Here is a 23,105-nt window from a genome sequence, read left to right as displayed (position 1 = left end):
GCGCTTCCCTGTTCTGGAAGTGCTCATGCCTGCGCTGAATCCCCCTCGCCCTCACACTGAAACCCTGGCCAACGGCCTGCGGGTGACGCTGCGTCATGCCCCGAATCTGAAGCGTTGTGCGGCCGCGTTGCGGGTCGCCGCGGGCAGTCATGACGTGCCATTGGCATGGCCAGGTCTGGCGCATTTTCTTGAGCACCTGTTGTTTCTCGGTACCGAGCGTTTTCCTGCGGAACAAGGGCTGATGGCCTACGTACAAGGTCATGGCGGGCAAGTGAATGCACGGACCAGCGAGCGCACCACCGACTTCTTTTTCGAGTTGCCACCTCAAGTCTTCAACGAAGGATTGCAGCGTCTGTCAGACATGCTCGCTCATCCGCGTATGAATCTGGACGATCAGTTGCGGGAACGGGAAGTGCTGCACGCAGAGTTTGTCGCCTGGTCGCAGGATCCTACGGCACAGCAGCAACTGGCGTTGTTCGATGGGCTTTCGCCGACTCATCCGTTGCGCGGCTTTCATGCCGGCAACCGCGACAGCCTGCCCGTGCAGCAACCGGAGTTTCAGCAAGCGCTGCGGGATTTCCATCAGCGGTTTTATCAGACCGGACAGATGACGCTGAGCCTGGTCGGCCCGCAAAGTATCGAAGAGTTGAAGCAAATGGCGCTGAAGTTCGGTGCGGTGATTTCCGAGGGAAAAAACCTCCCGCAACAGGCTCCTGTGCCGCTGATGGAGTCTTCAGTCTCAAGTTATCAACAGGCTGGCGAGCGTCGGCTGGATCTGCTGTTTACCTTCGAAGCACTGCCCAATGCGTCGACCGAAGCATTGGCGTTTCTGTGCCATTGGTTGAACGCCGCGAAACCCGGCGGGCTGCTGACTGTATTGCGCGAATGCGGTTTGGCTGAGCATCTGAATGCCAAGCCGCTGTATCAATTTGCCGGACAAGCCGTGCTGCACGTTGAATTCACAACGACCGCATCGGCGAGCATCCTGAGCGAGAAGCTCCTGGATTGGCTGGGCTTTTTTGCTGCTCAACAAGATTGGACCCTTCTGCGTGAGGAGTACGCTGCCGTGCTTCAGCGCCAGCAACAAGTCAGCAGTGCTATGCAGCTGGCCCGACTCGACAGCGAACAGCTTGAAACCGGGTTATCCGAGCAAGGCGTTGTAGCGCTCAAGGTCATCCTGAAGAAAATCGGTGCTGTGGATAACTTCAGTGGTGAATGGCAACTGCCGACACCGAATCCGTTCTTGCGCGCCGAGGCGCCACCCTCAAATGCCGGTCTGATTCGCGGCCAGACCAGCAAACACCGTGGCCTGCGGACATTCGCTCAGGACCGCTCGCGCAGCCGTCGCGAAAACTCGCCGATGCAATTCAGCCAGGCCCTGCCGGACAACACCGCTGAAGGCGCGATTTATCTGCGCTGGCGATTAGAGTCCAGACCTCAACCCCGCCATCAGCAGGGTCTGGAAAACCGCCTGCAACCACTGCTCGAAGATGCCCGTCAGGCGGGCGTCGACTGTTCCTTCAGCGCCTCAGGAAATGAATGGTTGCTGAAAATGACGGGGCTGCAAGAGTCGATGCCGACCGTCCTCGAACATGCGCTGAAAGAGCTGACAAACCCTGACGCCGGTTTCACACAGGAAGAACCGAAAAGCGCCGCGTTGATACCGATTAAACAACTGCTGAAAGCGCTGCCTGATCATTGCCTTGAGCACAGCGCTGTCGCTGATGACTTGCAGCAGCTGTGGTCGACGGCGCGCTGGGAAGGCCTGGCAATCGGGTTGTCGGCACAGACTCAAGCAGCGATAGGGTTCGCCCTGAGTCGCGTGCCCGGCATTGCGGACACTCAACCGTCGTCGCCGCCCTCGATCAACGGGCTGCGTCTGTGGACCGCCGTCGACACCGGTTCCAGCGAACACGCGCTGTTGCTGTTCTGTCCGACGGCCACGCAGGAAATCTCTGACGACGCTGCGTGGCGTTTGCTCGCGCACATTTGTCAGACGCCGTTCTACCAGCGCCTTCGCGTGGAGTTGCAACTGGGTTATGCGGTGTTCAGTGCGCTGCGGCAGGTCCATGGGCAGACGGGCGTTCTGTTCGGCGTGCAATCACCGAGCGTCGCGCCTCTGAACCTGCTGCAACATATGGAAGACTTTCTGAACGACCTGCCCGCAATGATCGACGGCATCGACGAGGCGACCTTCGTTGCCCAGCGTCAGGCCTTGGCCGATCAATTCCAGATCGCTGCGTTGCCCGTCGCCCAGGCCGCCGAACTGCAATGGCAGGGCAAGCTGGCCGGCCACTCGTCGGATTATCTGACGCAGCTTCCCCAAGCCATTCTGGACATCGATCGTTCTGCCCTGCGCGCCGCCGCACTGCGCCTGATCAACGCCGAGGGCGGCTGGCGCGGTCTGGCCAGCAGTTCGCAGCCGGAGGCGCCTTGGCAAGTGGCAAAATGATCATTACCGCTGGTGCAATTAGCTTTTTCCGAGATTGCAGGCCAATCGCTCTGTAATTTTGAGTAACATAGCCACCTAACTATCTGAACATCTCCGGCTGGAGGTGGACTATATGTATAGATCTCAACCGTCCCATCACCTGAAGGAGCGCTCCCATGTCCTGGTCCAAACCTGCTTACACCGACCTGCGTATCGGCTTTGAAGTCACCATGTACTTCGCAAGCCGCTAAGCTTGTCCTGCCGTTCAGCGCCTCGGTTTGCCGAGGCGTTTTTATTTTCAGCGTTGAAATGATGGAGCACCCATGTTTGTCCAGATTCTAGGTTCCGCCGCCGGCGGCGGTTTCCCCCAGTGGAACTGCAACTGCGTGAACTGCGCAGGTTTTCGCGACGGGAGCCTGAACGCCAAGGCGCGGACCCAGTCGTCCATCGCGATTTCCGATGACGGCGTGAACTGGGTGCTGTGCAACGCCTCGCCGGACATCCGCGCCCAGCTCCAGAATTTTGCCCCGATGCAACCGGGCCGCGCCCTGCGCGATACCGGTATCAGCGCGATCATCCTGATGGACAGCCAGATCGACCACACCACCGGCCTGCTCAGCCTGCGCGAGGGTTGCCCGCACAACGTCTGGTGCACCGACATGGTCCATGAAGACCTGAGCACCGGTTTCCCGCTGTTTACCATGCTGACCCACTGGAACGGCGGGCTGAACTGGAACCGCATCGAACTCGACTGCAGCTTCACCATCCCGACCTGCCCGAGTCTGCGTTTCACTCCACTGCCACTACGCAGTGCCGCGCCACCGTATTCGCCGCACCGCTTCGACCCGCATCCGGGCGACAACATCGGGTTGATCATTGAAGACCTGAACACCGGCGGCAAGCTGTTCTACGCGCCGGGCCTGGGCAAAGTCGACGCGCCGTTGCTGGAAATCATGGCCGGCAGCGACTGCCTGCTGGTGGACGGCACGATGTGGGACGACGACGAAATGCAGCGCCGTGGTGTCGGCACCCGCACCGGCCGGGAAATGGGCCATCTGGCGCAGAACGGCCCCGGCGGTATGCTGGAAGTGCTGGAACAGTTGCCCAAGCAGCGCAAGGTGCTTATCCACATCAACAACACCAACCCGATCCTCGATGAGGATTCGCCGGAGCGCGCCGAGCTGGCTCGGCGGGACGTTGAAGTGGCGTATGACGGCATGAGTATTGTGTTGTAGCGGATGGCCTCTTCGCGGGCAAGCCTCGCTCCTACAGGGATAGCGCCGAACCTGTAGGAGCGAGGCTTGCCCGCGAAAGCGTCCGAACAGACACAACAGAATCCACCGGTTATTCCCCCGGAGACCGAAATGACTGACACCCCACTGTCCCCCGCCGAATTCGAAGTCGCCCTGCGCGCCAAGGGCGCCTATTACCATATCCATCACCCCTATCACGTGGCGATGTACGAAGGCCGGGCGACCCGCGAGCAGATCCAGGGCTGGGTCGCCAACCGCTTCTACTATCAGGTGAACATCCCCCTGAAGGACGCTGCGATTCTGGCCAATTGCCCGGACCGGGAAATCCGCCGCGAGTGGATTCAACGCCTGCTCGACCATGACGGCGCCCCCGGCGAAGACGGCGGTATCGAAGCGTGGCTGCGTCTGGGACAGGCCGTCGGCCTCGACCCGGACCAACTGCGCTCGCAGGAACTGGTGTTGCCCGGCGTGCGTTTCGCCGTGGACGCCTACGTCAACTTCGCCCGCCGGGCCAGTTGGCAGGAAGCCGCCAGCAGCTCATTGACCGAGCTGTTCGCGCCGCAGATCCACCAGTCGCGTCTCGACAGCTGGCCGCAGCATTACCCATGGATCGACCCGGCCGGTTACGAATATTTCCGCACCCGTCTGGGCCAGGCGCGCCGCGATGTCGAACACGGTCTGGCGATCACCCTGCAGCACTACACGACGCGGGAAGGCCAGGAGCGCATGCTGGAAATTCTCCAGTTCAAACTGGACATTCTTTGGAGCATGCTCGATGCCATGAGCATGGCCTACGAACTGAAACGCCCGCCGTATCACAGCGTGACCGAGCAACGGGTCTGGCACAAAGGAATCAGCTTATGAGTTTTGATCGCAGCAAGACCCCAACCTGGCGTCCAGGCTACCGGTTCCAGTATGAACCTGCGCAGAAAGGCCATGTGCTGCTGTACCCGGAAGGCATGATCAAACTGAATGAAAGCGCCGCGCTGATCGGCGGTTTGATCGACGGCGAACGTGACGTCGCGGCGATCATCGCCGAGCTGGACGCGCAGTTCCCTGGCGTGCCGGAGCTCGGTGATGACATCGAGCAATTCATGGAGGTCGCCCGTGCTCAGCACTGGATCGAACTTGCCTGATTCCGTGTCGGACAAGTTACCGCCCAAACCGGAAATCGGCCTGCCGCTGTGGCTGCTGGCCGAACTGACGTATCGCTGCCCGCTGCAATGTCCGTACTGCTCCAATCCACTGGATTTCGCCGAGCAAGGCAAAGAGTTGAGCACCGAACAGTGGATCAAGGTGTTCCGCGAAGCGCGGGAAATGGGCGCGGCGCAGCTGGGCTTTTCCGGCGGTGAACCGCTGGTGCGCCAGGACCTCGCCGAACTGATTGCCGAGGCGCGCAAGTTGGGTTTCTACACCAACCTGATCACCTCCGGCATCGGCCTCACCGAGCAGAAAATCAGCGACTTCAAGAAGGCCGGCCTGGACCATATCCAGATCAGCTTCCAGGCCAGCGACGAGCAGGTGAACAACTTGCTGGCCGGCTCGAAAAAGGCCTTCGCGCAAAAGCTGGAAATGGCTCGCGCAGTGAAAGCACATGGTTATCCGATGGTGCTGAACTTCGTCACCCATCGGCACAACATCGACAAGATCGACCGGATCATCGAGCTGTGCATCGCCCTTGAGGCGGACTTCGTCGAACTCGCCACGTGCCAGTTCTACGGCTGGGCGCAGCTCAATCGGGTCGGTCTGTTGCCGACCAAGGAACAACTGGTCCGGGCCGAACGCATCACCAACGAATACCGCGCAAAACTCGAAGCCGAAGGGCATCCGTGCAAGCTGATTTTCGTCACGCCGGACTATTACGAAGAACGCCCGAAAGCCTGCATGAACGGTTGGGGCAGTATTTTTCTGACGGTAACCCCGGACGGAACCGCGCTGCCGTGTCACGGCGCCCGACAGATGCCGGTGCAGTTTCCTAACGTGCGCGACCACAGCATGCAGCACATCTGGTACGACTCGTTTGGCTTCAACCGCTTTCGCGGTTACGACTGGATGCCCGAGCCATGCCGCTCGTGCGACGAGAAAGAAAAGGACTTCGGTGGCTGCCGCTGCCAGGCCTTCATGCTCACCGGTGACGCCAGCAACGCCGACCCGGTGTGCAGCAAGTCGGAACATCACGGCGTGATTCTCAAGGCCCGCGAAGAAGCCGAGCACGCGACCCAGACCATCGAACAACTGGCCTTTCGCAATGAACGAAACTCACGACTCATCGCAAAAAGCTGAACCCTTCAGCGCCGCCAAAGCGGTCGCTGCCGGTGTCGACTTTGCCGAACTGCAGGTTGGCCAGCATGGCCTGTTCTGGAACGAGTACCGTCCCGAGGACGCCGCTTGTCGAATCTGGCATTGGCGTGATGGCCAGGCCCATTGCCTGACGCCAATGGGTTTCAGCGTGCGCAGTCGGGTGTACGAATATGGCGGCGGAGCGTTCTGTCTGACAGATGACGGGGTAGTTTTCGTCAACGAGGCGGATCAGCAGCTGTATCGCCAATCGCTCAAAGGCGAAATGCCCGAAGCGCTGACGTCCGGTGAATGCCGCTACGGCGATCTGCAATTTGCCAACGGGCAAGTGTTGGCCGTTGAAGAACATCGGGATCGGCATCGACTGGTGGCCATCGATCTGGCGGACAGCACGCGGCATCTGTTGGCCGAGGGTGCCGACTTTTATGCCGCGCCGACACTGAGCCCCGATGCTCGACGGTTGGCCTGGATCGAATGGAGCCGTCCGGACCAGCCATGGACCGCGACGCGCCTGATGGTTGCCGAGCGCCAGAGCGATGGCCGTTACGCTCAAGCGCGCTGCCTGGCGGGTGAAGATATTCAGGAGTCGTTGCAACAACCGCGATTCGATGACCGTGGCCGACTGCTTTGCCTGACGGATCGCGGCGGTTACTGGCAGCCGTGGGCGGAGTCTTCCGATGCGTTGCGCCCGTTGCCCAGCACTGCGGCGGATCATGGACCAGCGCCCTGGCAGTTGGGTGGCTGCACTTGGCTGCCCTTGGGTGAAAACAGCTATCTGGCCAGTTGGACCGAAGGCGGATTCGGCCGACTGGGCATTGGCGGTGACGCTACAGAAGATTTCACCGGGGACTACAGCCGATTCCGACATCTCGCACTGGATGAACAATTCATCTACTGCATCGCCGCTTCGCCGGTCAGTTCATCAGCCGTGATCGCCATCGACCGCAAGACCCGAGCCGTCAGGGTATTGGCCGGTGGAGTCGCGCCGCTGCCCGCCGATCAGATCAGCATCGCGCAAACCCTGCGCTACCCGAGCGGTTCGGGTGAGGCTCACGGTTTTTTCTACCCGGCGATGACCGGCGAAGCGAAACCGCCACTGGTGGTCTTCATCCACGGCGGCCCGACTTCGGCGTGCTACCCGATGCTTGATCCGCGCATCCAGTACTGGGCGCAACGCGGCTTCGCCGTGGCCGACCTCAACTACCGCGGCAGCAGCGGCTACGGCCGGGCCTATCGCCAGGCGCTGCATTTGAGTTGGGGTGAAGTGGATGTGGAAGATGCCTGCGCGGTAGTCGCCCATCTCGCAGAACGCGGATTGATCGATGGCGACCAGGCGTTTATTCGCGGTGGCAGTGCCGGCGGCTACACCACGCTGTGTGCGTTGGCGTTCAAGAAGGTCTTTCGCGCCGGCGCCAGCCTTTACGGCGTCAGCGATCCCGTTGCCCTGGGCCGCGCAACCCACAAGTTCGAAGGCGATTACCTGGATTGGCTGATTGGCGATCCTGAGCTGGACGCCGAGCGCTACGCCGCACGCACGCCCCTGCTGCATGCGAGCAACATCAGCGTGCCGGTGATTTTCTTTCAGGGCGAACTGGACGCTGTGGTCGTGCCGCAACAGACCCGCGATATGGCCGAGGCGTTGCAGCAAAACGGCATTCTGGTACAGGCGCATTATTACGCGGACGAACGTCACGGCTTCCGCAAGGCCGGCAATCAGGCCCATGCGCTGGAGCAGGAGTGGTTGTTTTATCGACGGGTGATGGCGCTCGAAAGCTGAAACCGTGTCGCGCCTTTCGCGAGCAGGCTCGCTCCCACATTCGACCGAGTTCTATCAGGGGAACGCGATTTCATGTGGGAGCGAGACCGGCTTGCCGGCGAAGGCGATCTATAAAACGCTGCAGCTTTCAACGCTTGGCGATGATGTACACCGCATCCACGATCCCTGGAATATAACCGCACAACGTCAGCAGAATATTCAGCCAGAACGCGCCAGCGAAACCGACTTGCAGAAACACGCCCAGTGGCGGCAATAGAATGGCGATGAGGATGCGAATGAAGTCCATGGGGCAGCTCCTGAATTGAAGTGGGCTCACGTGAGCCTTACTGCTAATCGACCAACACCGTTCGTCAGGGTTCAGTGCTGTTCCTCAGGCCAGTATCTCCAGACCGTGTTTCTGCACAATGCTCAACAACTTCAGCGCCATGCCACTGGGGTGTTTAGCCCCTGCTTCCCACTGTTTGACCGTCGACGCGCTGGTGTTCAGATAACGCGCAAACACCGGTTGGCTGACGTTGTTGCGCTCACGCAGCGCTTTGATCTGCTCTGCAGGAATCGCGTCCGGCACCGTCGCGAGACAGGATTCATCGAACTCGCGCATGGTTGCCTTGCTGATTGCGCCGATGGCGTACAAGGCACTGGCGGATTCGTGAATCGACTCAAACACGTCGCTTTTGTATTTCTTACTCATGGTGTATCTCCACAAACTCCTCGGTATCCAACAAGTGCTGGACTTGCATGTCGGTCATAACGCCATAAACCTTGGCTAAACCACGCAGTTCGGTCAGTTCCGCAAAACTGATATTGCTCCGATCCTTCTTCGCAAACAGCAACTGATAGATCCAGTAACGACCGCCCTTCGCCACAACAATCGAGCGATGGCGGTTGGCATTCAAACGCTTCTTCCAAACCCCGCCGCCGAGACTTTCCACCTGGCCCTTGAGCATTTCGGTGAATGCCTCCCGAAGCTCATCATCACCAATCCAGGCCTTACCCGCCTGCATCGCAAAACGCTTTGTCTTGAACAACCTTGGTGACATTGGCATCCCTTCCAAAAAACATACCACTGAGTGGTATAGAAATCAAAACCAGGAATCCTTCACTGACACCGGCACTCCCTGCCGGCTTTTCTAAAAAGCCACCGATTTATCTCCCGTTCAAGCGACGAAGTGCGCCTGGAAAAACGCAGAGACAAAAAAACGCCCCACGTCAAAAGAATCAAACGTGGGGCGATGCGTTATACCGCGAGACGGTTCGGAAATTCGTGTAGGGCGGTTCTGATCAGACGGCAATCCCTTTGCGGCATTGCAGTTGTGCGGTGCGCACGCGGGAAAAGGCGCGGGCCAGGCGCAGGAGCATTTCGTCGATGTTGGATTTACTGACCGTGAGCGCTGGGGTGAATCGCAGGCAATCGGTTTGCGGGGCGTCGAGTAGCAAGCCTTCGTACAGCGCTGCTTTGACTACAGCGTCAGCCGAATCGTCGGACAGGGTCAGACCCCAGAGCAATCCCTGACCGCGCAGTTCGCCGTGTCCGTAGCGATGGGCCAGACGTGCCAGGCCTTCGCCCAAGTGCTGGCCGGTTTCCCTGACATGCTCGAGAAAGCCCTTGTCCTGCACGCTATCGATCACAGCCAGGCCAGCAGCGGTCATCAGCGCGTTGCCATGGTGAGTGCCCGTCAGCTCGCCGACGTCGAAGCAGCAGGCTTTGCCACGTGCCAGCAGCGCCGCCAAGGGCACACCACCGCCCAGGCCTTTGCCGAGGACGACGATATCGGCTCGCACACCGTAGGACTGTTCCGCGAGTAAGGTGCCGAGTCGACCAAGACCGGTTTGCACTTCGTCGAAGATCAACAGGATGCCAAGCTCACGGCACAGGCGTTCGACACCCTTGAGGTAATCCTCGGTAGCGGGAATGACCCCGGCTTCGTTTTGGATCGGCTCAAGCATGATTGCCACGGTCCGGGCATCAACGGCGGCGTGCAGAGCGGCCAGATCATTGAACGGTACGTGGCTGAAGCCTGGAAGTTGCGGTTCGAAGCGGTTGGTCAGCCTGGAACTGTCCGACGCGGGGATAGTCCCGAGACTACGGCCATGGCAACCGTTGTTGGCCACGATGATCCGCGACGCATCGCTGCGATGTTGCTGGCCCCACTTGCGCGCCAGTTTGATCGCCGCTTCACAGGCTTCACTGCCACTGTTGAGCAGGTACGCCTGGTCACTGCCAGTGCTGATGCAGAGCCGCTCGGCGAGGTTGAGCATGCCGCGATTGTGCAGGCCGAAACCGGGGTTGATCAGCGATTGAGCTTGCGCCGTGATCGCGTTGACCAGTACCGAAGGGCTATGTCCGAGGCTATTGGCCGCGCCCCCCTGGGAAAAATCCAGATAGGCGCGGTCTTCGCTGTCCCACAACCAGGAGCCCTGACCGCGCACAAAAATCTGTTTCGGCCGCTCGACACTGGGCATCAGGCACTCACTGGAAAGATTGTCACTTCTGTACGACAGGAAAGTGTCCGCGCTCAGGTCATCAAGGCTGGGAGCGTTGCGTCGTAAATTGAACAAATTCATCCGAAAACACCTCGTGTGAAGTGTTTTGCCTTACCTATGTAAACACCTTCGGCGTAAACGGTAGTCATCGCGTTCTATGGCCCTGTAAGCCCTGTGAATGCGGTTAGACTAGGCTCAGGCAAGACCTTGAGCCATTTCGATTTCCCAGCATTTTCAATAAGTAAAACTTATGGATTTTAAACAACTGCGTTATTTCGTCGCGGTCTACGAAGAGGGCCATGTGGGCCGGGCCGCCGAGCGGCTTTCAATCTCCCAACCGGCACTCTCCCAACAGATTCGCCAGCTCGAACAACACCTCGATGTGAGCCTGTTCGAGCGCAGCAGTAAACGCTTGCTGCCGACCCTGGCCGCGCACACGCTGTACAACCACGCCCTGCCCTTGCTCGACGGCCTGCAACGGGCGCGTGAAGCATTGGGCAACTTCAAGGGACAAGCGCTGCGCACCCTGGCCATTGGCGTGCTGCAAACCGTCCACACCAGCCTGGTGCCGCAGATGCTCGAACGCGTGCGCAAGGCGCAGCCGCACCTGGTGGTGCAGATCTATGAACTGACGGGACTGGAAATCGAACGACGGCTGCTCAACGGTTCACTGGACATCGGCATCAGTTACCTGCCGCCCCGTCAGCCGGGGCTACACGGCGTGATGCTGTACGAAGATGAACTGACACTGGTCATCCCGGCGGATCATCCGCTGCGTGAATTCAAGAAAGTCTCCATGAGTCAGGCCGCCGAGTTGCCGATGTTGCTGCTGGGTGAAGAGTTTCAGGTGCGACAGATCTGGCAGACGCAACTGGCCAGCCTGGGGCGACGCCCGCAAGTGCAGGCCGAACTGAACAACATGGCGGGGATTCTCGACAGCCTGCCGCACACCCGGTTGGCCACTGTCCTGCCCGGCCGCTCGCAGAAGATGCTGGGCAATGACGAACTGCTCTGGAAGCCGCTGACCGAGCCACGGGTGCCATTGAAAGTCGGGTTGGTGTGTCGCGATGTGCAACGGCAACAAGCGTCATTGGCGTTGTTGCGGACCTTGCTTGAAGAAGTGATGAATGGCCCGAATGTCCCGACAACCCTGGACGGGATGAGCTGACTACTTTTCTGCGGGCAAAAGAAAACCCCGCCGAAGCGGGGCTTTGCAGACTGTTTCCCTGACATCCATTTCACTCCGCCGTCCTGGCAGAATCCTACGTGTCCGTGTTGTTGCTTTGCGCTTCCTGCGCGACGTCCATGTGAAGTAGATTAGCCGTGGATCCAATTTGCATCTATGGGAGAAAAGCAGCACGTCATGTAAGAGAATGCTTACATGACGTTACATTGTCAGAACTGCGCCGCGTCCAGCAGGAACAGCGACTCGCTACCGGCCTTCACCGACGCACTCAACGAGTGAATACGCGGCAGCAGGCGTGCGAAATAGAACCGCGCCGTGCCCAATTTGCTTGCGTAGAAATCGTCCTGCGCTTCTTTGCCGAAGGCGGCCTTGGCCATCAGTGCCCACATGTAGGCGTAAGCCACGTAACCGAAAGTTTGCAGGTATTCGACCGAAGCCGCACCGATTTCATTCGGGTTGTTTTTCGCCCGATCCAGCAACCACGCCGTCAGTTCGTCGAGGGTGGTCACGGCATCGTTCAGCGGCTTGGTGAACTCGTCCAGCTCAGCGCTGGCCGTCGCGGTGAAGTGACGAATCTCGTCGGCGAACAGGTTGTAGAACGCCCCGCCGCTGCCAACGATCTTGCGTCCTACAAGGTCCAGCGCCTGGATGCCGTTGGTGCCTTCGTAGATCTGAGTGATGCGCACGTCGCGAACCAGTTGTTCCTGGCCCCACTCACGGATGTAACCGTGTCCGCCGAAAACCTGCTGGCCGTGAACGGTGGTTTCCAGACCGAGGTCAGTCAGGAACGCCTTGGCTACCGGGGTCAGCAGCGCCACCAGGTCTTCCGCGCGTTTGCGGGTGGTCGCGTCTTCACTGAACTTGGCGGTGTCCAGTTGCATGGCCACGTAAGTCGAGAAGGCACGGCCACCTTCGTTCGAGGCTTTCATGGTCAGCAGCATGCGACGCACGTCCGGGTGGACGATGATCGGGTCGGCCACTTTGTCCTTGTTCTGCGCGCCGGTCGGCGAACGGCTTTGCAGGCGGTCGCGGGCGTATTCAACGGCGTTCTGGTAAGAGCGCTCGCCAGAGGCCAGGCCCTGGATACCGACGCCCAGACGCTCGTAGTTCATCATGGTGAACATCGCCGCCAGGCCCTTGTTCGGCTCACCGACCAGGTAACCCACGGCTTCGTCGAAGTTCATCACGCAAGTCGCGGAGGCCTGAATGCCCATCTTGTGTTCGATCGAACCGCAGGTCGCCGGGTTACGTGCGCCGAGGCTGCCATCGGCATTGACCATGAACTTCGGCACCAGGAACAGCGAAATGCCTTTCGGCCCCGCCGGTGCATCCGGCAGTTTGGCGAGTACCAGGTGAATGATGTTCTCGGTCAGGTCGTGTTCGCCACCGGTGATGAAAATCTTGGTGCCGCTGACTTTGTAGGAACCGTCCGCCTGAGGCTCAGCCTTGGTGCGGATGATGCCCAGGTCTGTACCGGCGTGAGGCTCGGTCAGGCACATGGAACCGGCCCAGACGCCGGCGTACATGTTCGGCAGGTAGGCGGCTTTCAGCTCGTCGCTGGCGTGGGCGTTGATCGACAGGCAAGCACCGGCGGTCAGCATCGGGTACAGACCGAACGACAGGCTCGCGGAGTTGACCATTTCTTCGACTTGGGCCGAAACCGCCTTGGGCATGCCCATGCCGCCGTAGGTCGGATCGCCACCGACACCGACCCAACCGCCTTCAGCGTAAGTCTGATAAGCCTGTGGGAAACCTGCCGGCGTGGTGACAGCACCGTCCGCCCAATGGCAACCTTCTTCGTCAGCCGCACGGCTCAGGGGCGCGATGCTTTTGCTGGTGACCTTGCCGGCCTCTTCAAGAATGGCTTCAACGGTTTCTGCGTCGACGGTATCGGCCAGTGCAGGCAACTCGGCCCAGAGCTTGGCGACCTCGAATACTTCATTGAGGACGAAGCGCATATCGCGCAGGGGCGCTTTGTAGTCAGCCATGGCAAACCTCGCAGGATCTTTACAGGTGATTCGTAGGAAGAGTGTTTTCGTTGGGTCCGAGTGTAACCCAACAACTTTTGCGACACATAGGGTCAGGCTGTGACCGTTTTGTAATTTTTGGTCATTGCGTTTTTGTGTCTGCCAGAGCGCCTTCGCGGGCAAGTCGGATCGCCGCATCGCTCGCTCCTACAGGTTTTATGTCGTGCACACCATGCGTGCACAACGAAGGACCTGTAGGAGCGAGCGATGCGGCGATCCGACTTGCCCGCGAAGCTTTTCAAACGCAACCGTTACACCGAGAACAACTCCGCTGGCAGTTGCATCAAGCAATCGCTACCCGCTTCGATGGCCGCGCGATGAGCGGCGGTGCGCGGCAGCAATCGCTTGAAGTAAAACTCGCTGGTCGCCAGTTTGCCCCGGCAGAAATCGGCATCGCCGCTGCCCGCATCCAGTTGCGCCTGAGCCACCAGCGCCATGCGCAGCCACAAGTAACCGAGGATGATGTAACCGCTGTACATCAGGTAATCCACCGACGCGGCGCCCACTTCGTCCGGATTCTTCATCGCGGCCATGCCGACCTGGGTAGTCAGTTCGCCCCACTGCTGGTTCAACCCGTTGAGTTGCGCCACGTAGCTGGCGAGTTGCGGATGATCGGCGTTCGCCGCGCAGAACTTGTGAACGATTTTGGTAAAACCGCGTAGCAGTTTGCCCTGGCTGCCGAGCACTTTGCGCCCGAGCAAATCCAGCGCCTGAATGCCGTTGGTGCCTTCGTAGATCGGTGCAATCCGGCAATCGCGAACCAACTGCTCCATGCCCCACTCACGAATGAAGCCGTGGCCGCCGAACACCTGCATGCCGTGGTTGGTCACTTCCAGCCCGGTGTCGGTCATGAAGGCCTTGCAGATCGGCGTCAGGAACGCCAACAGGTCTTCAGCGTCCTGCCGCGCGGCTTCATCCGGGCTCAGGTGCGCGGCATCCAGAAGTTGCGCGGTGAAGTAGGTCAGCGCGCGATTGCCTTCGTTGAAGGCCTTCATGGTCAGCAACATCCGGCGTACGTCGGGATGAACGATGATCGGGTCGGCGGCTTTTTCCGGTGCTTTCGGGCCGGTCAGCGAGCGCATCTGCAAACGGTCATTAGCGTATTTGATCGCGCCCTGAAAACTCGCTTCCCCCAAACACAAACCCTGCATCCCGGTGCCGAGACGCGCATGGTTCATCATGGTGAACATGCAGTTCAGGCCCTTGTTCGGCTCACCGATCAGAAAGCCTTTGGCTTCGTCGAAGTTCAGCACGCAGGTGGCCGAGGCCTTGATACCCATTTTGTGTTCGATCGAGCCGCAGGAAACGCCGTTGCGCGCACCCGCCTCACCTTCGGTATCGGGTAGGAATTTAGGCACGATGAACAGCGAAATGCCCTTGGTGCCCGCAGGCGCATCCGGCAGTTTCGCCAGCACCAGGTGAATGATGTTGTCGCTCATGTCGTGTTCGCCGGCAGAGATGAAAATCTTGCTGCCAGAGATCGCGTAACTGCCATCGGCTGCTGGCACGGCGCGGGTCTTGATGATGCCCAGGTCTGTGCCGCAATGGGCTTCGGTCAGGCACATGGTGCCGGTCCATTGGCCCGCGGTGAGTTTGCTCAGGTAGGTGTTTTTCTGTTCTTCGGTGCCATGGGCGTGGATCGCCGACATCGCGCCGTGCGTCAGGCCCGGGTACATGCCCCAGGAAGTGTTGCTGGACCCGACCATCTCGCTGATGACCAGCCCCAGGGAACTCGGCAAGCCCTGGCCGCCATAAGCGGGATCGGCCGCCAGACCATGCCAGCCACCTTCGACGTATTGTGCGAAGGCTTGCTTGAAGCCTGTAGGCGTTGTCACCACGCCGTTGTCGAAATGGCAGCCCTCTTCGTCGCCGCTGCGATTGAGCGGTGCGAGCACGTTCTCGCAGAACTTCGCGCCTTCTTCGAGGATCGCATTGACCATGTCCGGGCTGGCATCCGTGGCGCCCAGAGCGGCGTAGTTGCTGTGAAAGTCGAAGACGTGGTCGATCAGAAAGCGCATGTCGCGCAGGGGAGCTTTGTACTCGGGCATGGTCATTTCTCCGGCAGCAGATTGATCAAACCTACTGCCGCCGACCACGCCTCACAATCACAGTCCAGACGCTGAATGCGCCATCATCACTCAACCCGCAGCCGCCTCGCGCACCGCACCACGACGGTTCTGACCGTAAGCCACCACGCAGTTTCGCCCGGCGCCTTTCGCGGCGTAGAGCGCCTCATCGGCGGACTTGAGCACTTTTTCCGGGTTGCGCTGTTCCACGCGTTCGGCGACGCCGATACTGACGGTGACCGACACACTCGAAGCCCCTGATCCGGCACGACGCTGACGACCTTGCTGGTCATCCTGAGGACGGTTGTCCTGGTTACGCAGTTGAATGTTGTAGGTGGCTATGGATTCGCGGATGACTTCCAGGTGCGGCATGCACTCTTCAAGCGTCTTGCCCGCGAACACCAGCGCAAATTCCTCACCACCGTAGCGATACGCCCTACCGCCGCCGCCGATTTTCGACAGTTTGCTGGCTACCAGCCGCAGCACCTGATCGCCGACATCGTGGCCGTGGGTGTCGTTGAATTTTTTGAAGTGGTCGACGTCGCTCATGGCCAGCACGTAATTGCGCCCCAGGCGCTGCATGCGTTCGTTCAACGCGCGGCGGCCAGGCAAACCGGTGAGCTCATCGCGGAAGGCCATTTGATAGGCTTCATGGGCAACCGCCGCGGCAATCATTAACATCACCTGGCTGCACATGATGTTCAGGGTGAACGGCAGGATGAACGTCTTCGGCAACGCCCAGAACAACCCGAGCAAACCCACCAGTTGGGCGGCGTGCAAAGGCCTGGGGTTGCGCCAGTATTGCCAGCTCAGCAGCAGGAACGAGGCGATAAACACGGGGTAGGACAGCTGAATCAGGCTCATCCACGCGCCATGCAAGGCTGGCCAGCGGATTTCCGACAGCCACATCAACAGCGCCTGTGGGTAACTTTGCTCCAGGCCCAACGCCACGCTGCCGACGGCCAGCAACACCGCGAAACGCGCAATCATGTCCTGGAACAGATGGGTGCGTTCCTGCCACGCGGCGAATATGCCAAACATCAGCGGCAGCAACAGACAGCACAGATGAAAGACCACGGCGGCGTCTTCACGCACTCTGCCGTTGTCGCGGTAATAGTCGGTCTGGGTGTCGAGCAGGTAGTAGGCGATGTATACCGTGACCATCAGAAACAGTTCACGCTGACGTCGGTAAACCGCGCAATAAGCGCCGCCGAGCAACAGCACCAACGTAGGCAGCACGTTGAACAGCGAAGTGAAGAAGACGTTCAGGTCCTTGACGTACGCAGCCGCCAGCCCCGCAAGCAAAAGCAGAAGTGAGGGTAGGAAATGACTGAAACGTACAGCGGAAGAACGCGGCAAGGGTAAAGCTCCGACCCGTCATGTCTATAGATGGCATTGTGCCCACTACTTTAACGGCAGTGACCCTGATTTTCTGAGTGATTTGCTAAGGTTTTTTTGACGCCGCATTACTGACTACTATCCGGCCAACCAGCAATGCACGGTTCCCCCATCAAAGGTCGTTACAAAAGACGGGAGAACTGCCCCCGACCGTGGTTTTTTTCACCAAAGTCGAGTTGAAAAAAAACCGCCACTCCCGAAGGAGCAGCGGTTTTTTCAGAAGGCTGCGTTAAGGCTTAGTAGCCCAGTGCGAAGTCTTCTTCTTTCATGTCCATCAGGTTGTTGGCGCCCGACAGCATGGTTGCAACGTGAGTGCGGGTACGCGGCAGGATGCGCTGGAAGTAGAAGCGCGCAGTCTGCAGCTTGGCGGTGTAGAACGCCGTTTCGGTGGTGCCGGCTGCCAGTTTCTCGGCCGCCAGACGTGCCATGTCAGCCCAGAAGTAGGCCAGGCAGGCGTAACCGGAGTACATCAGGTAGTCCACGGAAGCCGCGCCGACTTCTTCGCGGTCTTTCATGGCTGCCATACCGACCTTCATGGTCAGCTCGCCCCATTCTTTGTTGATTGCAGCCAGCGGTGCGACGAATTCCTGAACGGCTTCGTTGCCTTCGTTGGTCTGGCAGAACTTGTGGACGATCTTGGTGAAGCCTTTCAGGGCCTCGCCTTGAGTCATCAACACTTTGCGGCCCAGCAGGTCGAGTGCCTGGATGCCGGTGGTGCCTTCGTACAGCATCGAAATGCGGCTGTCGCGAACGTTCTGCTCCATGCCCCACTCGGCGATGAAGCCGTGGCCGCCGTAGATTTGCACGCCGTGGTTGGCGGATTCGAAACCGACTTCGGTCATGAAGGCTTTGGCGATTGGCGTCATGAACGCCAGCAGTGCGTCGGCTTTCTTCTTCTCTTCTTCGTCCACGCCGTACTTGACGATGTCGACTTGCTTGGCGGTGAAGTAAACCATTGCGCGGTTGCCTTCGGCGAACGCTTTCATGGTCAACAGCATGCGACGGACGTCAGGGTGCACGATGATCGGGTCGGCGGCTTTTTCCGGCGCTTTCGGGCCAGTCAGGGAGCGCATTTGCAGACGATCGCGAGCGTATTTCAGGCCGCCCTGGAAACCGATTTCGGCGTGGGCCAGGCCTTGCAGCGCAGTGCCCAGACGTGCGGTGTTCATGAAGGTGAACATGCAGTTCAGGCCTTTGTTCGCCGGGCCGATCAGGAAACCGGTGGCCGCGTCGAAGTTCATCACGCAGGTGGCGTTGCCGTGGATGCCCATTTTATGTTCCAGGGAGCCACAGGACACGGCGTTGCGCGCACCGATCGAACCGTCTTCGTTCGGCATGAATTTCGGAACGATGAACAGCGAGATGCCTTTGGTGCCAGCCGGTGCATCCGGCAGGCGAGCCAGCACGATGTGGACGATGTTGTCGGCCATGTCGTGTTCACCGGCCGAGATGAAGATCTTGGTGCCGGAGACTTTGTAGGAACCGTCGGCCTGAGGTTCGGCCTTGGTACGCAGCATGCCCAAGTCGGTGCCGCAGTGCGGTTCGGTCAGACACATGGTGCCGGTCCACTCGCCGGAAACCAGTTTGGTCAGGTAGGCGTGTTGCTGCTCAGGCGTGCCGTGCTCGGAAATGGTGTTCATCGCGCCGTGCGACAGGCCCGGGTACATGCCCCACGACCAGTTGGCCTCGCCAACCATTTCGCTGACTGCCAGACCCAGAGACTCCGGCAGGCCCTGGCCGCCGTGCTCTACGTCGTGGGCCAGGCTTGGCCAGCCGCCTTCAACGAATTGCTTGTAGGCTTCTTTGAAGCCGGTCGGGGTTTTAACGCCGGACTCGCTCCAGGTGCAGCCTTCGGTGTCACCCACGCGGTTCAGCGGAGCCAGTACCTGCTCACAAAACTTGGCGCCTTCTTCGAGAATGGCGTCAACCATGTCCGGAGTTGCGTCCGAGCAAGCCGGAAGGCTCTGATAGTGCGCTTCGTAGCCGAGCAGTTCGTCACGAACGAAGCGAATATCACGCAAGGGGGCCTTGTAGTCAGGCATAGCGATAAACCTCTGCTGATGTAACCGGGAATGAACGACCGCGTTGATTTGTTGTGACGGTCAAACAGTTGTTTGAAACATACGTTTACGCCCAAATCTTGTCAAGCGCCGATCTTTTGCCGTTCGTCTTCACTCCCCGCGCAAAGCTGCACACGCGACAACGCAACGCCGTTGACTGAGCAACACGTCCTGCAGAAAAGTTTAGTTGGGAGAGAAGGACTTACACACAAAAACGCCGCGAAGGGTCGCGGCGTTGGCAGAGCGGTTTCAGCAGATGATCAAGCGAATGTGTCGATCAGCGTACCGAGCATTTCATCGGAAGCTTTGGCAACTTTGACACCGGCCTCGACCTGAAACTTGCCCTGAGCCATCTCGACCATGTTGCTGGCGAGGTCCGACTGCTGGCTGCGATCGACCGAGCGCAGGCGATTGACCTGAGCATCGGAGGACTGGCTGGTCACCGAACGCTCGACCGAATTGTTGGCAATCTGGCCGGAGGCTTGATCGACACGGTTCTGCCCCGTCTGAATAGTGCTCAGACCAGCATAAAAAGCGGTACTTCCTGAGATTTCCATGGGAGAACTCGTCCTACAAAGGATCAACAGCGGCCATTGAACCAGACCCGCCTGCAAAAGGCCCGACAAAAACACTAATGGCACAGTGCCTTGTCATAGGTAAAACCAGTGCTTGAAACCTCAGTCCAGCAAATCCAGCTGAAGGTGTTCCGCCACCGCCTCTGCCGTCACCACCTTGAGTTTCGGCACGCGCCCTAGGCACGGCGCCGGGATCCGCTCGGCCAACGTGGCCAGGTTTTCTTCAAGGCGCGCGGTCTTGGCATCGATGATGTTGGCCACCCAACCCGCCAATTGCAAACCGTCACGGGCAATCGCCTCGGCCGTCAGCAGCGCATGGTTGATGCAGCCCAGCCGTACGCCGACCACCAGAATCACCGGCAAACCCAGCGCCATGGCCAGGTCCGACAGGTTGTCCTGATCCGCCAGCGGCACACGCCAGCCGCCAGCGCCTTCGATGAGAGTGAAATCTGCCTGCATCTCCAGAATCTGCTGCATTGGCGTCAGCAACGATTGCACCGTCAACGCGACGCCGGCCTCGCGCGCCGCCAGATGCGGAGCGATGGCCGGTTCGAAGGCCACCGGGTTGACTTGTGCATACGTCAGCGGCACCGAACATTCCGCCAGCAGCGCCAACGCATCGGCGTTGCGCAAGCCCTTGGGCGTCACGTCGCAACCGGAGGCCACCGGTTTTCCCGCCGCCGTACTCAGGCCGGCCAACCGCGCAGCATGCAGCAAACCCGCAGCCACGGTGGTCTTGCCGACATCGGTGTCAGTCCCGGTGATGAAATACGCTGCGCTCATAAGGGTTTCTCCAAAACGGCGTACACCACTTGATAAGTCGCCGGCAGGCCTTGGGCCTGACGAAACTGCTCATACGCCTCGACCAGACCGAGGATCCGCGCCCTGCCGGTCAAACCACCCGGCCGACCGGGGTTCAGATTGTGCGCGCCCAGCGCCTTGAGTTCATGAGTCAGGCTGCGCACATCCGGGTAATGCAGCACGTGAGGACGGGTTTGCAGACTCGCGACCTTCAAACCGCTGGCCGCACACAGGTGTTGATAAACCCCGAACTCGCGGAAGCGGTTGACGTGCACCATGCCATCCACCTGACGCCAACTGTCTCGCAGCTCAAACAGTGTGCCCACGCACAGACTAGCAAACGCAAACATTCCGCCGGGTTTCAGCACACGATGGGCTTCACTGAGCACCGACGCGAAGTCCGCGCACCACTGCACCGCCAGGCTGGAGAAGATCAGATCACAGGTCGAATCCTGCAATGGCAACCGCTCTGCATCCCCGGCGATGAAGTGCATGGCCCCGCCCAATGGCCGCGCGTGATTGAGCATGCCTTCGGCGATGTCCAGCGCCACGCCGTGACCGCCAGGAAAACGCTCACCCAGCACACGACTGAAATGCCCGGTGCCACAGCCCAGGTCCAGCCAGCGACCGGGCACGAAATCGCCCGGCAAACGGCTCAACAACTGGCTGCCGACGTCACGCTGCAATTCGGCCACGCTGTCGTAGCTGGCCGCCGCGCGGGAAAAGGACGCCGCCACCTGGCGTTTGTCCGGCAGGCCGCCGGGCAGGCTGGGAAGGGATAAATCAGTCATCACCGGACTCATGCAAAAAGGCCTGGATCGCCCCCGCCACACCGTGAGGGTCTTCCAGAAGAAACGCGTGGCTGGCCTGTTCAATCAGACCGATTTCGACATCCGGCAGCAACGCCAGCAAGTCCCCCGCCGCTTCGGCCGGAACCAGTCCGTCAAGGCCGGCGAACAGGTGCAACTGCGGGCCGCGGAACGCCTGCAACGCCTGACGGGTATCCAGTTGTGCAAGCAGCTCCAGGCCGCTCATCAACACCGCAGCAGAGGCGTTTGGCGCACCACCGAGCAGCAGCCGCGACAGCCCGCGCGGGTCTTCGGCGCCTTGCGCGCACAGCAGCGAAAAGCGTTTCAAGGTCATGCGCGGATCGGCATTGCAGCCTGCCAGAAACGCATCAAACGTCTCGCCGGGCATCGCGCTCGGCCACTGTTCATGGGCAACAAAAGAAGGATTGCTCGCCAGGGTCAGCAAGCCGCAGCAACGATCACCGCGTCGCGCCGCCAACTCGGAGGCAAGCATGCCGCCGAGGGACCAGCCGCCAAGCCACGCATCCTGAGGCACGGCCGAGTCGAGTTCGTCGAGCCATTCTTCAAGGTCGCTGGATTCCAAATCCGGCAACGGCTCGATCTCAACGCGCAGGTGTTCGTCCAGCCCCTGCAACGCAGCCGCCAAGGGTTCCAGCGGAGAAATCCCGAGGCCCCAGCCGGGCAGCAGAATCAGGCGATTACGCATGGCTTGGCTCCGGTCCCAGTTGTTGAAAACAATCGGCCAGTCCATTTAACAATAGCTGCACCTGCGCCTCGCTGTGCGCGGCGGTCAGGGTTACCCGCAGCCGGGCACTGCCGGCGGGCACGGTCGGCGGACGAATCGCCGTGACCATCAAGCCGCGTTCGCGCAGCATCTGCGACAGTCGCACCGCGCGCCCGGCGTCGCCGATCATGATCGGTTGAATGGGCGTGAAGCTGTCCATCAACTCCAGGCCGATCTGCTCGGCGCCGTCGCGGAACTGACGGATCAGCGTTTTCAGATGCTCACGCCGCCAGTGTTCGCTGCGCAGCAATTCCAGGCTTTTCAGCGTCGCACAGGCCAGGGCCGGCGGTTGGCTGGTGGTGTAAATGTAGGGACGGGCGAACTGGATCAGGCTCTCGATCAGCTCTTCGCTGCCGGCGACGAACGCGCCCGCCGTCCCGAACGCCTTGCCGAGGGTGCCGACCAGCACGGGCACGTCTTCCTGGCTCAGGCCGAAATGCTCGACAATCCCGCCGCCATTGGCACCCAGCGGACCAAAACCGTGCGCGTCATCCACCATCAGCCACGCACCTTTGGCCTTGGCTTCTCGGGCCAGCGCTGGCAGGTCGGCGATATCGCCATCCATGCTGAACACACCGTCGGTGACCACCAGCGTATTGCCGGTGGCTTTCTCGAGACGATTGGCCAGGCTCGCTGCATCGTTGTGCAGATAACGATTGAAACGCGCGCCGGACAACAAACCGGCATCGAGCAACGAGGCGTGATTGAGGCGGTCTTCGAGCACTGTATCGCCCTGCCCGACCAACGCGGTGACCGCACCGAGGTTGGCCATGTAGCCGGTGGTGAACAGCAACGCGCGCGGGCGGCCGGTCAAGTCAGCCAGCGCTTCTTCCAGCTCGTGATGTGGCGTGCTGTGGCCGATGACCAAATGCGAAGCGCCGCCGCCGACACCCCATCGAGAAGCCCCGGCGCGCCAGGCCTCGATCACTTGCGGATGATTGGCCAGGCCCAGGTAATCGTTGTTACAGAACGCCAGCAACGGCTGGCCATCGACCACCACTTCCGGGCCCTGGGGGCTTTCAAGCAAGGGGCGTTGGCGATAGAGATTTTCGGCACGACGGGCAGCAAGGCGTGCGGCGAGATCGAAAGACATGCAGGCCTCGCAAGTAAGGAAAACACACATAACCTGTAGGAGCGAGGCTTGCCCGCGAAGGGA

At 60.1% G+C, this 23,105-nt stretch carries 21 protein-coding genes; 8 read left to right on the top strand and 13 right to left on the bottom strand.

Annotation, left to right across the window (positions count from 1 at the left end; genetic code table 11):
- Positions 1 to 25: 25 nt before the first annotated feature.
- The 7 genes from pqqF (at position 26) to IB245_RS11685 (ending at position 7,759) form a co-directional block, all read left to right on the top strand.
- Positions 26 to 2,452: a pyrroloquinoline quinone biosynthesis protein PqqF gene (gene pqqF, locus IB245_RS11715; protein ID WP_192227627.1), complete on the top strand. Its 2,427-nt coding sequence runs from the start codon at positions 26 to 28 to the stop codon at positions 2,450 to 2,452.
- A gap of 155 nt (positions 2,453 to 2,607) precedes the next feature.
- The gene (gene pqqA, locus IB245_RS11710; protein WP_009045898.1) at positions 2,608 to 2,682 is read left to right on the top strand and encodes a pyrroloquinoline quinone precursor peptide PqqA; all 75 of its coding nucleotides are present in this window, start codon (positions 2,608 to 2,610) and stop codon (positions 2,680 to 2,682) included.
- 72 nt (positions 2,683 to 2,754) lie between these two features.
- The gene (gene pqqB, locus IB245_RS11705) at positions 2,755 to 3,666 is read left to right on the top strand and encodes a pyrroloquinoline quinone biosynthesis protein PqqB (RefSeq protein WP_192227626.1); all 912 of its coding nucleotides are present in this window, start codon (positions 2,755 to 2,757) and stop codon (positions 3,664 to 3,666) included.
- A 129-nt stretch (positions 3,667 to 3,795) separates the two neighbouring features.
- Complete coding sequence (pqqC, locus tag IB245_RS11700) at positions 3,796 to 4,548, top strand: pyrroloquinoline-quinone synthase PqqC (RefSeq protein WP_192227625.1); 753 nt, start codon at positions 3,796 to 3,798, stop codon at positions 4,546 to 4,548.
- Entirely contained in the window at positions 4,545 to 4,820 is a 276-nt protein-coding gene (gene pqqD / locus IB245_RS11695; protein WP_008024193.1) for a pyrroloquinoline quinone biosynthesis peptide chaperone PqqD, read from the top strand. The genes pqqC and pqqD overlap by 4 nt, the downstream gene beginning before the upstream one ends.
- On the top strand, positions 4,792 to 5,967 hold the full coding sequence (gene pqqE, locus IB245_RS11690) for a pyrroloquinoline quinone biosynthesis protein PqqE (protein WP_008024195.1): 1,176 nt from the start codon (positions 4,792 to 4,794) through the stop codon (positions 5,965 to 5,967). The genes pqqD and pqqE overlap by 29 nt, the downstream gene beginning before the upstream one ends.
- Positions 5,933 to 7,759, top strand: coding sequence for a S9 family peptidase (locus tag IB245_RS11685; protein ID WP_192227624.1), 1,827 nt, complete (start codon positions 5,933 to 5,935; stop codon positions 7,757 to 7,759). The genes pqqE and IB245_RS11685 overlap by 35 nt, the downstream gene beginning before the upstream one ends.
- 127 nt (positions 7,760 to 7,886) lie before the next feature.
- Here the strand turns inward: IB245_RS11685 and IB245_RS11680 are convergent, their stop codons facing one another.
- From IB245_RS11680 to IB245_RS11665, 4 genes are all read right to left on the bottom strand, one after another.
- Positions 7,887 to 8,045 carry a YqaE/Pmp3 family membrane protein gene (locus tag IB245_RS11680; RefSeq protein WP_192227623.1) on the bottom strand — a complete coding sequence of 53 codons (159 nt, stop codon included), beginning with the start codon at positions 8,043 to 8,045 and terminating at the stop codon, positions 7,887 to 7,889.
- Positions 8,046 to 8,129: 84 nt separating this feature from the next.
- Positions 8,130 to 8,450: a helix-turn-helix domain-containing protein gene (locus IB245_RS11675; RefSeq protein WP_192227622.1), complete on the bottom strand. Its 321-nt coding sequence runs from the start codon at positions 8,448 to 8,450 to the stop codon at positions 8,130 to 8,132.
- The gene (locus IB245_RS11670) at positions 8,443 to 8,799 is read right to left on the bottom strand and encodes a type II toxin-antitoxin system RelE/ParE family toxin (RefSeq protein WP_192227621.1); all 357 of its coding nucleotides are present in this window, start codon (positions 8,797 to 8,799) and stop codon (positions 8,443 to 8,445) included. The genes IB245_RS11675 and IB245_RS11670 overlap by 8 nt, the downstream gene beginning before the upstream one ends.
- A gap of 241 nt (positions 8,800 to 9,040) precedes the next feature.
- Entirely contained in the window at positions 9,041 to 10,324 is a 1,284-nt protein-coding gene (locus IB245_RS11665; RefSeq protein ID WP_192227620.1) for an aspartate aminotransferase family protein, read from the bottom strand.
- Positions 10,325 to 10,493: 169 nt separating this feature from the next.
- Between IB245_RS11665 and IB245_RS11660 the strand changes: the two genes are divergently transcribed.
- Positions 10,494 to 11,411: a LysR family transcriptional regulator gene (locus IB245_RS11660; protein WP_192227619.1), complete on the top strand. Its 918-nt coding sequence runs from the start codon at positions 10,494 to 10,496 to the stop codon at positions 11,409 to 11,411.
- A gap of 227 nt (positions 11,412 to 11,638) precedes the next feature.
- On the opposite strand, the gene IB245_RS11655 is transcribed toward IB245_RS11660, so the two are convergent.
- The 9 genes from IB245_RS11655 to bioF form a co-directional block, all read right to left on the bottom strand.
- On the bottom strand, positions 11,639 to 13,417 hold the full coding sequence (locus tag IB245_RS11655; RefSeq protein ID WP_008024204.1) for an acyl-CoA dehydrogenase C-terminal domain-containing protein: 1,779 nt from the start codon (positions 13,415 to 13,417) through the stop codon (positions 11,639 to 11,641).
- A gap of 290 nt (positions 13,418 to 13,707) precedes the next feature.
- Positions 13,708 to 15,504 carry an acyl-CoA dehydrogenase C-terminal domain-containing protein gene (locus IB245_RS11650; protein WP_192227618.1) on the bottom strand — a complete coding sequence of 599 codons (1,797 nt, stop codon included), beginning with the start codon at positions 15,502 to 15,504 and terminating at the stop codon, positions 13,708 to 13,710.
- Positions 15,505 to 15,594: 90 nt separating this feature from the next.
- On the bottom strand, positions 15,595 to 16,881 hold the full coding sequence (locus IB245_RS11645) for a GGDEF domain-containing protein (RefSeq protein WP_008035909.1): 1,287 nt from the start codon (positions 16,879 to 16,881) through the stop codon (positions 15,595 to 15,597).
- A 275-nt stretch (positions 16,882 to 17,156) separates the two neighbouring features.
- Entirely contained in the window at positions 17,157 to 18,962 is a 1,806-nt protein-coding gene (locus IB245_RS11640) for a phenylacyl-CoA dehydrogenase (protein ID WP_008024212.1), read from the bottom strand.
- A 278-nt stretch (positions 18,963 to 19,240) separates the two neighbouring features.
- Complete coding sequence (locus tag IB245_RS11635) at positions 19,241 to 19,537, bottom strand: hypothetical protein (protein ID WP_008024213.1); 297 nt, start codon at positions 19,535 to 19,537, stop codon at positions 19,241 to 19,243.
- 120 nt (positions 19,538 to 19,657) lie between these two features.
- Positions 19,658 to 20,338, bottom strand: a complete 681-nt coding sequence (bioD, locus tag IB245_RS11630; protein WP_192227617.1) for a dethiobiotin synthase — start codon at positions 20,336 to 20,338, stop codon at positions 19,658 to 19,660.
- Positions 20,335 to 21,147 carry a malonyl-ACP O-methyltransferase BioC gene (gene bioC, locus IB245_RS11625; protein WP_008024217.1) on the bottom strand — a complete coding sequence of 271 codons (813 nt, stop codon included), beginning with the start codon at positions 21,145 to 21,147 and terminating at the stop codon, positions 20,335 to 20,337. The genes bioD and bioC overlap by 4 nt, the downstream gene beginning before the upstream one ends.
- Positions 21,140 to 21,871 carry an alpha/beta fold hydrolase gene (locus IB245_RS11620; RefSeq protein WP_008035901.1) on the bottom strand — a complete coding sequence of 244 codons (732 nt, stop codon included), beginning with the start codon at positions 21,869 to 21,871 and terminating at the stop codon, positions 21,140 to 21,142. Before IB245_RS11620 ends, bioC begins: the two co-directional genes overlap by 8 nt.
- Positions 21,864 to 23,042, bottom strand: a complete 1,179-nt coding sequence (gene bioF / locus IB245_RS11615; protein ID WP_192227616.1) for an 8-amino-7-oxononanoate synthase — start codon at positions 23,040 to 23,042, stop codon at positions 21,864 to 21,866. The genes IB245_RS11620 and bioF overlap by 8 nt, the downstream gene beginning before the upstream one ends.
- Positions 23,043 to 23,105: the final 63 nt, after the last annotated feature.

This window comes from Pseudomonas sp. PDM02 (genome assembly GCF_014852285.1).
Taxonomy (GTDB): Bacteria; Pseudomonadota; Gammaproteobacteria; order Pseudomonadales; family Pseudomonadaceae; genus Aquipseudomonas; species Aquipseudomonas migulae.
The sequence above is the reverse complement of the archived record's forward strand: the minus strand, read 5'-3'. Positions and strand labels throughout refer to the sequence as shown.